This is a genomic window from Streptomyces sp. NPDC088706, assembly GCF_044752765.1.
GTDB lineage: Bacteria > Actinomycetota > Actinomycetes > Streptomycetales > Streptomycetaceae > Streptomyces.
The window spans coordinates 1-10,231 of sequence record NZ_JBIVLW010000034.1; the positions used below are offsets into that span (position 1 = coordinate 1).

Annotated in this window: 9 protein-coding genes and 4 pseudogenes; 8 read left to right on the top strand and 5 right to left on the bottom strand. The window is 67.6% G+C overall.

What is annotated here, in order from left to right; all coding sequences use genetic code 11:
• Nucleotides 1-90: 90 nt before the first annotated feature.
• The 6 genes and pseudogenes from ACIQAK_RS32715 to ACIQAK_RS32740 form a co-directional block, all read left to right on the top strand.
• Nucleotides 91-438: pseudogene (locus ACIQAK_RS32715) on the top strand (hypothetical protein); the annotation flags it as partial.
• 404 nt (nucleotides 439-842) lie between these two features.
• A complete protein-coding gene (locus ACIQAK_RS32720) occupies nucleotides 843-1,010 on the top strand; it encodes a hypothetical protein (protein ID WP_366392931.1) in 168 nt (55 codons plus the stop codon).
• A 130-nt stretch (nucleotides 1,011-1,140) separates the two neighbouring features.
• Nucleotides 1,141-3,456, top strand: a complete 2,316-nt coding sequence (locus ACIQAK_RS32725) for an immune inhibitor A domain-containing protein (RefSeq protein ID WP_366392932.1) — start codon at nucleotides 1,141-1,143, stop codon at nucleotides 3,454-3,456.
• Between the two features lie 718 nt (nucleotides 3,457-4,174).
• Nucleotides 4,175-4,400, top strand: a pseudogene (locus tag ACIQAK_RS32730) (ABC transporter substrate-binding protein); the annotation flags it as partial.
• Between the two features lie 84 nt (nucleotides 4,401-4,484).
• A complete protein-coding gene (locus tag ACIQAK_RS32735; RefSeq protein ID WP_401849650.1) occupies nucleotides 4,485-5,006 on the top strand; it encodes an ABC transporter substrate-binding protein in 522 nt (173 codons plus the stop codon).
• Nucleotides 5,007-5,082: 76 nt separating this feature from the next.
• Complete coding sequence (locus tag ACIQAK_RS32740; protein WP_366392934.1) at nucleotides 5,083-5,292, top strand: hypothetical protein; 210 nt, start codon at nucleotides 5,083-5,085, stop codon at nucleotides 5,290-5,292.
• An 80-nt stretch (nucleotides 5,293-5,372) separates the two neighbouring features.
• Here ACIQAK_RS32740 and ACIQAK_RS32745 read toward each other — a convergent pair whose 3' ends face one another.
• On the bottom strand, nucleotides 5,373-5,621 hold the full coding sequence (locus ACIQAK_RS32745; RefSeq protein WP_366392935.1) for a hypothetical protein: 249 nt from the start codon (nucleotides 5,619-5,621) through the stop codon (nucleotides 5,373-5,375).
• 177 nt (nucleotides 5,622-5,798) lie between these two features.
• Nucleotides 5,799-7,574 (bottom strand): hypothetical protein, encoded by a 1,776-nt coding sequence (locus tag ACIQAK_RS32750; protein WP_366392936.1) that lies wholly within the window; start codon nucleotides 7,572-7,574, stop codon nucleotides 5,799-5,801.
• Nucleotides 7,575-8,329: 755 nt separating this feature from the next.
• Here ACIQAK_RS32750 and ACIQAK_RS32755 point away from each other — a divergent pair.
• On the top strand, nucleotides 8,330-8,998 hold the full coding sequence (locus ACIQAK_RS32755; RefSeq protein WP_366392939.1) for an aldolase/citrate lyase family protein: 669 nt from the start codon (nucleotides 8,330-8,332) through the stop codon (nucleotides 8,996-8,998).
• Nucleotides 8,967-9,173, top strand: coding sequence for a hypothetical protein (locus tag ACIQAK_RS32760; protein ID WP_366392937.1), 207 nt, complete (start codon nucleotides 8,967-8,969; stop codon nucleotides 9,171-9,173). Before ACIQAK_RS32755 ends, ACIQAK_RS32760 begins: the two co-directional genes overlap by 32 nt.
• 132 nt (nucleotides 9,174-9,305) lie before the next feature.
• Here ACIQAK_RS32760 and ACIQAK_RS32765 read toward each other — a convergent pair.
• The 3 genes and pseudogenes from ACIQAK_RS32765 to ACIQAK_RS32775 form a co-directional block, all read right to left on the bottom strand.
• A pseudogene (locus ACIQAK_RS32765) lies at nucleotides 9,306-9,446 on the bottom strand (HNH endonuclease); the annotation flags it as partial.
• A 36-nt stretch (nucleotides 9,447-9,482) separates the two neighbouring features.
• Nucleotides 9,483-9,989, bottom strand: a complete 507-nt coding sequence (locus ACIQAK_RS32770; RefSeq protein ID WP_366392938.1) for a hypothetical protein — start codon at nucleotides 9,987-9,989, stop codon at nucleotides 9,483-9,485.
• A gap of 156 nt (nucleotides 9,990-10,145) precedes the next feature.
• A pseudogene (locus tag ACIQAK_RS32775) lies at nucleotides 10,146-10,231 on the bottom strand (IS5/IS1182 family transposase); the annotation flags it as partial.

The following is a 10,231-nucleotide window of genomic DNA, read 5'->3' on the forward strand; positions in this document are numbered from 1 at the left end:
GTTGAGACGTCAGACATCTCGATCAACAGCTCGGGGGCCCTGTTCGTTGCGGTCGCAGCCCGTCACCCGATCGGTGGCCATCTCGAAGAAGCTCAATCACGGATGGGGCTAGCCGACTCCCCCGCGAGGGCCGCCCGCATGGCGAGGCAGACCCCCGCCCACTTGGTGCTGTTCGACGTCCTCTTCCTCAACACCGAGTCCCTGACCCGCACGGTCTACTCCGAACGCCGAGCCGTCCTGGAGGGGGCCATCGCCTCGGAGGCGACGGCCCGCTTATTTCTGCACAGCGGCACCCTCCGGCAACCGCGCGCCGATCCTGTGGGTCCGGCGTCACTCCGGACAGCTTGCGGTTCGGACGCATATCCGCCATGGCCCCGCGATTACGCTGCAGTCACCTGCCCGTCGGCTTCGCTCTCGGCTCGCTGCTGGTCGGGCTGACGCCGTTGCTCGGCATCGCGCATCCGGAAGGCGTCCCGGGCTCCCGACGCGTGATGAGAGCCCCGCCGAGAGCTGCCGTGCGGCCAACGCCCTCGACAGCTACGCGCGCACCGTCCGGAGCAGCCTGTGGACCAGGACGGCCAAACGCCTGCCGCACACGCTCACCGTCGACATGCACCGTACGGCCGTCGTGTCTGCACTCGTGCACCTGCCGCGCGCGGCAACGCCCGTGGGCGGATCGGGGAGTACGGCATCAGCGTCAGCCAGGACGAGCAGAACCGGGGGAGCCCGGCGGTAACGGGCGCCCTGGCGGACAACCCCAGGGCCAAGACCCTCCCCTTCGCCCCGCGGGGAGCGCGGTTGGTACGGCTGACGATGCTCACCCAGGCCGGCGGCCGTGGTCCGTGGGCCCCTCGGCCGCGGAGATCCAGCTGCTGGGCGACCCCGGCACGCCGGAGGCCGCGGTGGATCTCGCCCGCACCGAATGGACGGTCACGGCCGGCAGCGAGGAGTCCGGCGGCGAGGACGGCAGGGCCGTCAACGTGCTCGACGGCCAGGAGCCAGGCGTTTAATCAACTTGCCTTTGCATGCAGGCGTTTGGGCACAGCATCCGCCCCAACGATCACCTTGTCGCGCTGGAACCGGACTGTGGATCTCCCGTCGAATGATGTCACTTGACCGCATCAATGGGAGGCGCCACAAGTGACCATCAGATACAGGACGCTCAGCACGGCGACGGCCGCTGTCGCGCTCGCCGCGGTGGCAGCCGCATTTTCGCCCCTCGCCGTGGCGCAGGCCGGTGAGAGTGCGCCGGCTGACCGGAAGAGCCCGGTGAACCTCACGCAGAGCGACCACGACCTCGACGGCCCAATGAGCAAGACGCAGGCTGCCCTGCGCGAAGAAGCGTTGACCCAGGTCATGTCTGGCGAGACCGCGGTGGAGAACCGTGACGGCTCGCGGGTCGTGGAGCTGAAGAGCACGCGGGGCAAGAGCAAGTACGTCGAGCTCGGCCGTGAGAGGACCGACAAGGTTCTGGCCATCCTTGTCGAGTTCGGCGACCAGACCGACAGCCGCTACGGAGGTGCGCCGGGCCCGCTGCACAACCAGATACCGCAGCCGGACCGTACGAAGGACAACTCCACGGCCTGGAAGCCTGACTACGACCAGAAGCACTACCAGGAACTTTACTTCGGCACCGGCAAGAACACCGAGTCGGTCAAGAAGTACTACGAAAGGCAGTCCTCGGGCCGCTATTCGATCGAGGGCCAGGTCGAGGACTGGGTCAAGCTCCCCTACAACGCGGCCCGTTACGGCAACAACGCCTGTGGCGGAATGATCTGCGACGACGTGTGGAACCTCGTCGGCGACGGCCTCAGCGCATGGGCCGCCCAGCAGAAGGAAGCCGGAAGCACGGACGCCGAGATCAAGGCGGAGGCCGAGCAGTTCGATCAGTGGGACCGCTACGACTTCGACAAGGACGGCGACTTCAACGAGCCGGACGGCTACATCGACCATCTCCAGATCGTGCACGCCGGTTCGGGGGAGGAGACAGGCGGCGGCGCGCAGGGCACGGACGCCATCTGGTCCCACCGCTGGTACGCGTTTGGCTCCGACATCGGCACCACCGGCCCGTCGGCGAACAGGCTCGGCGGTGCCCAGATCGGCGACACCGGCATCTGGGCCGGTGACTACACCATCCAGCCGGAGGACGGCGGGCTGGGCGTGTTGGCTCACGAGTACGGCCACGATCTCGGTCTTCCGGACCACTACGACACCGCGGGCGGCGTGAACTCCACCGCCTTCTGGACTCTGATGTCGGCCGGCTCCTGGCTCGGCCGGAGCGAGACCGAGGTCGGTGAGCTGCCCGGCGACCTGACCGCCTGGGACAAGATGCAGCTCGGCTGGCTCGACTACGACACGGCCAAGGCCGGCACACATTCCACCCACGAGCTCGGCGTCGCCGAGTACAACACGGACCGCAAGCAGGCCCTCGTGGTCGAACTGCCCAAGAAGAAGGTCGCCACCGACATAGTGGCGCCCTCCCAGGGCACAACCCAGTGGTGGAGCGGCAGCGGTGACAACCTCTCGCAGACGCTGACCCGTTCCGTGGACCTCACCGGCATCTCCTCCGCCGCCCTGACACTCGACGGCTGGTGGGACACCGAGCTGGGCCACGACTACCTCTACACCGAGGTGTCGACCGACGGCGGTGCCGACTGGAAGGCCGTCGACGGTACGGCCGACGGCGCCGCCCTCGGCCGTGACGGCAACGGCGACCCGGCGATCGAGGGCAGCTCCGGCGACTTCAAGAAGCTGGTCTTCCCGCTGGACGCCTACGCGGGCAAGAAGGTCGACCTGCGCTTGCGCTATTCCACCGACGCCGCTGTCAGCCAGAAGGGCTTCGCGGCCGACCGGATCGCGGTCACCGCCGACGGCTCGTCCCTCTTCTCGGACGACGCCGAGTCCGCCGACGCGGCCTGGACGGCCCAGGGCTTCTCCAGGATCGGCGGTTCCATCACCAGTGAGCACGAGCAGTACTACATCGCCGAGAACCGCCAGTACGTGTCGTACGACATGAGCCTCAGGACCGCTCACTACTACTCGACCCCGACCTGGGTGAACCGCTACCCGTACCAGAACGGCCTGCTGATCTGGAAGTTGGACACCTCACAGCAGGACAACAACACCAGCCAACACCCCGGTGTGGGCTACCTGCTGCCGGTCGACGCACACCCCGAGGCCCTAACGTGGCGGGACAGCACCCTGATGGACAACTTCTTCCAGTCCTTCGACTCACCCTTCACCCTTGGCCCCACGGACGCCATCACGCTGGAGGACACCGAGATCAGGTCGAGGGAGGGCGTGTCCGTCTTCGATGACCGCATCAACACGTACTACGACGAGACGAACCCCACGGGTGGGGTCAAGATCACTGATACGAACACCAGGATCGAGATCCTCGACGAGGCCGAGGACGGCTCGTCGGTCTCGCTCCAGGTAGGACCCTCGGCGGCATAGTCTCCACGGCGCCCCTGCGGTTCGCGCGGGGGCGCTGCGGCGTCTCCCGCCTGTGGCCGCTGTGCGGGCTCGCTCTCGACGCCCTCGCCAGCCGTTCACCCACGCGATATCAAGCGCGCCGGCCTGCGTCAAGGAACTGCTCCCGGGTGGTGAGCATTATCGGTGGCGGAGCCACCCGGCACGTCGGCATACTCCCCTGCGAACAGTCTGCCGAGGGTCTCTACCGACTGACGCATCGGTCAATATAGGCGTGGTCCATCGTTGACAGAGCGGTCCGGCGGGGGCAAGCTTCGGGCAACTCGACAGCTGTTCGAGGAAGGCGACGCACCCGTCCGCGCCGCCTGGGGCACCTGCGGCCCGGGCCGTCCCGGTACCGGTGAGGAGAGCACCCGTGCTCCGAACCGTCCCTGCCGACGGCCATCCACCCTCGTCCCCTCCCCGAGGAGCCCCGCTCTCAGCTCCCCTCTGGCTGTTCCATGAGAGGACGGCCATAACCGGACCGATGCACATCCCGACCCGTCGACAGCTGCTCGGCACCGGCACGGCCGGAGCCACCGGGCTGATCCTCAGCGGCTGCGCCCGGGATCCCAGGCCGGTGCGGCCCCGCCGCCGACGTGACCCGGTGGGCGCCCGGCCCGGGCCCCGATCCGGCCGGTGCGCGCCGCTGTACCAGTACAGCGGCCAGTACGACGGGCCCGCACCGCACGCCGCCGCCGCCATGCCGCATGTGAGCAAGGACGGCCGCGTGTACACGATCCCCCTGAGACGGGGCGTGGGGTTCCACAACGGCCGGCTCGTCACGGCAGAGGATTACATCGCCACCTGGACCCGGGTGCTCGATCCGGACCTCGGCTCCTGGGCGGCGAGCTTCCTGTTCGCGATCGAAGGGGCGGAGGCCGTCTTCGAGCAGAAGGCGGACCGCGTCAGCGGGCTGAGGGCGCTCGACTCCCACACCGTGCAGATCCGCCTCACCAAGCCCGATGTCCTCATGCTCTCCGTGCTGCTGGGCGCTCGACCGGGAACAGCTGGTGCGCGTAGCCTTCGGCCTGTCGGACCCGTGGGGCTGCCCCTTCCCCAAGCTGCTCGACCGGTACCGGCGGACGGCCAAGCCCTACACCTACGATCCCGACCGCGCCCGTTCCCTGCTGCGCCAGGCCGGCGTCGACCGTCTGCGCCTGGACTTCCCGCACGGCAGTCAGGAGCCCTGGCCGCTGCTGACCCAGGTCCTCCAGCAGCAGTTCGCCCAGGTGGGGGTGGACATCGACCTGCGTCCCATGGGCCAAGCGGCCTTCGACCAGATCACGGCGGAGGGCGAGGGCGACATCTACGGCAGGCACATGTACATCGTTCTGACCAGTGCTCTCGAAAACGTCTCGTCCAATTACACCTCCTCCGCCGCGTACAACTACACCGGCTACAAGAACGCGCGGGTGGATGACCTGACGGCCCAGGCACGCAAGCGCGCACCTTGGAAACGTCCAACTCGCTGCTCGCGCAGGTGGAGGAGGAGCTCGTCCGGGACGCGGCCGGAGTGTTCCTCGGCAACATGAAGTTCCTCGCCGCGCGCCGTCCGGAGGTCCGCAACTACCACATGCGCGGGGAGTCGGGCTCCTACTACGACCGGATGTGGCTCGGCAGCTGAACCGGAGGCGCCCCGGCACCGTCGACGCGCCTCAGCCCGGTGCCGCGCAAGCGGCGGGCGGCTACGACGCCTTCACCACCGGTCTGCACCGGGCCTTCACCACTTGTGCGGTCGCGGTCGCCCTGAGCGCCCTCGCGGTCTTCTTCCTCTTGGGCCGTGCCCGACCGGTCCCGAACGCCGCCGCCGGCGGGTGACCATAACCGGTCGCGGACCGCGAAAGCCCCTTCCCGGAGCCGTACCACGGCTCCGGGAAGGGGCGCGCCGGAACTCCGCTTCAGCGGGCGTCGACCAGGGTGAAAGACCGCCCGTCCGGCAGACCGGCGATCTTGACGCTCTTGGCCGCCAGCGGTCGGTTCCCCGGCCCGCGGACCGAGCCGAACGCGGTCCACCGGCCTTCGGCCGCCCTCTTCGTGTGCCAGGTGTTGCCGTCCATGCCGACGGCGACGAGCTGGGAGGAGCCGTCAGGCAGAGCGGCCAGGGCGACCGCCGTGGCCTCCATGCCCTTGCCCGGGGCCCACTCCAACCTGTTCTAGCCGGAGTTCACGGACTGCCTGTTCTGGGTCATGTGCCAGATGTTGCGGTCCTGGCCGATGGCAGCGATCTGGAGGGTGTGACCCTGTGTCGCGGTGATGGAGAGGTCGCTGCCGACGAAGGTCTTGGAGTTGCCGACTCCGGGGATGACCTGCCATCCCTTCTGTTCTCACACACCGCTCGTGTACCGCTCGGTAAGGCGCATGGCACCGTCCTTGCCGTACACGAGCACCTTGATCGAGTTGTTCGGTAGTCCGGTGACGGCCACGTCCTTGGCCTTCATTACGCCGTTGCCGCCGTCCCCGACGCTCCCCCAGCCGCCGTCCTGCCAGGAGCCGTCCGGCCGGCGCAGGGTGTGCAGCAGGTTGCCGTCCTTGTCAACGGAGAGCACGTGGAGGGTGCCGTCGGGAGTGCTGGCAAGTGCCAGCGGACCGCCATTCAACTTGTTGTCCACCGCGTCGGTGTTGACACGGTGCCAGCCCTGCCAGGAGCCGTCGGCGAGGCGGATGTTGTGGTACTGGTGCTTGTCGTTGCCGTACGCCGTGAAGTGGACGTCACCGTTGGGCATGGCGGCCACCGACCGCTCACCGCCTGCGAACTCCAGCGCGCCGTAGGCGCCGGGCAGTGCCTGGACTCCGCGCCACTTCCCGTCGGCCAGGCGCTCGGCCCCCAGCAGCGTGCCGGGGGCCGCGGTCGGGGTGTTGTTGGCGATGATCGCCGCGCTCATCTCGCCCGAAGCGATGAGCGTGCCGTCGGCCCGGTAACCGCCCATGTTGATGAAGTCGAGCTGCACGATGTTCGTGTTGCGGGCGATGTCGGAGTGGAGCCAGGGGCCTTCAAGCTTCTCGAGGAGCTTGATGTTGTGCTCGCGGGCCAGGTAGAGCATGTAGGCTAGGCCGTCGGGCTTGTAGTTCATCCCATTGGTGACGACGTCGGCCGCCGCGTCGGGGATGGCGAGGGTGGAGTCGACGTTCCCCGAGAGCGTGAAGAACTTGTTCGGGTCCCCGGTGTCGGTGCGCAATACGTCGTCGTTCCTCTTCAGCGCCGTACGGCTGACCAGGTCGATCGCGGGGCTCGACGAGCCGGGGTTGAGGAGCGCCTCCTTGATGAGGCCGCCCCAGTCCTTGTTCTCGACGTAGCTGTTCCGTCCTTCCACCACGTGGTGCGGCCAGGCCCAGGCGTTGTTCGTGCTGTTGTTGGTGTCGATCAGGACGACGTTGGCACCGGCCTGGATGAACTGGTTGTATGTCGAGGTCGGCGCCAGCTTGCTCCGGTCTGCCATACGCGAGGTGCCGATGTTCCGGCCGAGCAGTTCCACGGCTTCGCGGGTGTCCTCGGCGGCGGTGTCCCGTCCGTCCGAGGGGTTCTGGTCCGCCGGGACCGAGGTACGCAGTTCGATCGTGACGATCTCTTCCGGATGGTTCCGCAGCCATTCGGCGATCTCGTTGATCTCGCCCTTCTGGCCGGTGGCGGGATCGTCGAAGAACAGGCCACCCAGCGGACCGCCGTGGTACGTGTACCACTTGCCGTTCTGCTTGCACAGGCGCAGATCGAGATAGCGCGAACCGACCTCGAGCTGCTGCCTGATGGTACCGAGCTGCGTGATTGAGATCGCGGCGGCGATCTGCGGGTGCTCCCTCGCCAGCTTGGCTTCGCTGGCGGTGTCGCAGACACCCGAATTGTCGGTGATGCTCCAGGAACCCGCGTCGTGGCTGCCCGGCATGACGATCTTGTTGAGCGGCCGGTCACCGATGACGTTGTCGATCTGGCCCATCCAGCGGGTCAGGACGAGACTGTCCGGATCGATCGGGTCCACCGTGGCGGAGGTCGCGGCAGCCGCCGGCGAGAGGGACAGTCCGGTGAGGGCCGCCCCGGTGGTGAGTGTCAGGGCCAGTACCGCGGATGCCGTGCGGCGGGATAAAGCAATTCGGGTGATGTGTGCCATTCGCTTTCGCTTCAAGCGATCTTGGGGCACCGAACCACTGGTCATCGCGGCGGTACAGCCCTCATCGCGTTTCGAGCCGGGGCGAGAACGACCCGGTTCCAAAAAATCTACTCACCAGTACGCCTTGATGAAAGCCGTGCCCCTTTGTGACCGGTCTCGTGAAGGTCGCGTGACGATCGACGATTTCGAACATCGGCCGAGGCTTGAAAATATTTTTCGCAGCTCAGGGGCGGGGACGCCGTCGGGCGGCTCCGTACCCGCCACCGGAGCAGGCGCCGCCAACTGCGCGCCCCGGCTGCGCATTCGACCAACGGCGTAGGCGAGGAGTGCAGCGGCCGCACAGGGCGCGGCGGCGGAGGCGAAGACCCGGGAGGCCGGGCTCCCGAGCGGCTCCGGCACCCACCACAGCGCGGCGGCGGTCACCGCGAGGAGGCAGCGTGCCTGATCTTGCGCCTTGGTCGGCTACGGAAGCCCTTCGGGGGTTGACGGCGGAGGTGGTGCTGTGAGCTGCGTCCGGTGGGTGCGCCGAAAGGAACGCCGCTCCTCCTTTGCCTGCTAGTCATGATCGGTTACACCTGGTGACGACTATGCTGTGACGGTCCGTGATGACCGTTGGCTCCCTGGCCTCGGTCAAGGCTCTGATGGAGGGTGACCGTGTCTGCGCATGATCTGTTTCCGCATTCCGTCGTCGGGGACGGTAGGCCAGCGGTTGGGACGATCGTTACCCTCCCGGACCCTCGTCTGATTGAGCTGTACTGGCCGGATGCGATTGGGTGTTGGTCGATTGTGAGCACGGGTCGATTGCTGTTGCGGAGGTGGGGAGTGTCCTTGTCGGTGCCCCCGAGGGCTTCCCGGTCCTGGTGCGGGTACCGGCTGCGGAGGAGGTCTGTGTCAAGCAGGCCCTGGATGCCGGAGCCGCTGGCATCGTCTGCCCCATGGTCGAGGACTCGGCGACCGTGAGGAGCTTGGTGCGCTGGGCGAAGTACGCCCCAATCGGGGCGCGTTCCGTCGGCATCGGAAGGGCACACGGATACGGCCTGTCCTTCGGCTCCTACCTCGACACCGCCAATGCCGGCACGTCCGTCATTGTGCAAACTGAGTCGGCCGCGGGTGTTGCGGCGGCGAGCGACATATTGGATGTCGAGGGCCTCGGCGGTGTTCTCATCGGACCGTACGACTTGTCGGCCAGTATGGGGCAGCCGGGTGAGCCGTCCGCGCCGGCCGTGCTGGCCGCAGTCGCCGATGTCGTCAACCACTGCAACGATGCTGACGTGCCCGTAGGCCAGTTCTTCGCCTCCGGCACCGCTTACACGCAGGTGCCCCGCCAGGGACAACTCGATTTTGTCGCCGTCGGGCTGGACACGATGACCTTGGCCAATGCCATCCGCCGGGATGTGCTTCACATCGCGCAACACGAGGGCTGACCCCTCATCGTCCGCCGCCCCGTTCGCAATCTGGCTGATCCTCGCCCTGCTGGGTGCCGCCATGGGCCAGGCGGTGGGCGCGGTCAGCTCCCTGATGTATCTCGTCGGAGCCGGGATCCTGTTCGCCGCCGGCTTCTACACCGCACGCATGCTCCTGGACCTGTCCCAGCAGTAGAGCCCGGCCATCGGCATCGCGGTCCCAATCGCGTATGCGGCCGGCCGCCTCATCTGGGTGAAGCTGAAACTGCCCACCCCTTACAGCGACTACGACCGCTGGCGCCGTCAAGAACACCGCGACTACTGGAACTGACACCGGCATCCAGTCCGCCGGATCCTGATCCGACTTCCGCCGGTTGGGCCGGGCCGTCACCGCGACCAGGGACACGTCCGCGCCCTGGTCGTTCCCGTACGCCTTCCGCCGCGCCGCCACCCGGCCCGAGGCCCCAGCTGGCGAGAAGCGTCATTCGAGGAGCGCGGTAATTCTTTATTCGGATGCATCCGTCTCCGGCTGTCGGGGGCACCTCGCTTCAGCTGTGGGCCGGCTCGGTGCGTATCTGGGGCAGGGCCCTGTGCCGAGGAGTCCAATGGCGTGGAGGAAGTCGCGGTGGGGCATGCCGCCGATGTCCACCTGGAGGACCTGGCGGATGTGGCCGAGCAGGTCATGGAGGGTCAGGATGCGGTCGGCGATCTCGTCGGGGCTGCCGACGAAGACCATGCCGACGGGTCCAAAGGCGGCTGCGCGGTCGGTGCGCGGCGGGGCGGGACGGCCGAGTTCGGCCATGCCCTCGCCCATCATGCGATGGTCGTATTCCAGGTAGGCGGTGCGGGCCTTGGCGCCGGAGTCGGCGACGTAACCGTGGACGGCGACATCGGCCGGTCGGCAGGGTGTCCGGCCCGAACGCCGCGCCGAGGCGTACCACGGCTTCCTCGAACTCATCACCCGCGCCAAGAACACCGGCCATCTGCGCGAGGACTTCACCGACCGCGACATGCCGATCCTCCTCATGGCCAACGCTGGTGCCATCAACGCCGCCTGCGACGCCGCGCCCCCACACATCGAGCCCGTCGAACGCGTAGTAGACCGGGAGGCCGGTCCAGGCAACGAGCTGCAAGTGCGCCTGAACTGCCGAGCGTTCAATGAGCTTCTTCAGCGGTGGCGCTTTAGGGTGAGGATGGCCTTCGCGACTGACGTCATGCGGTTGGGGCTGCATCGGGATCTGCGGAAGATGCGCC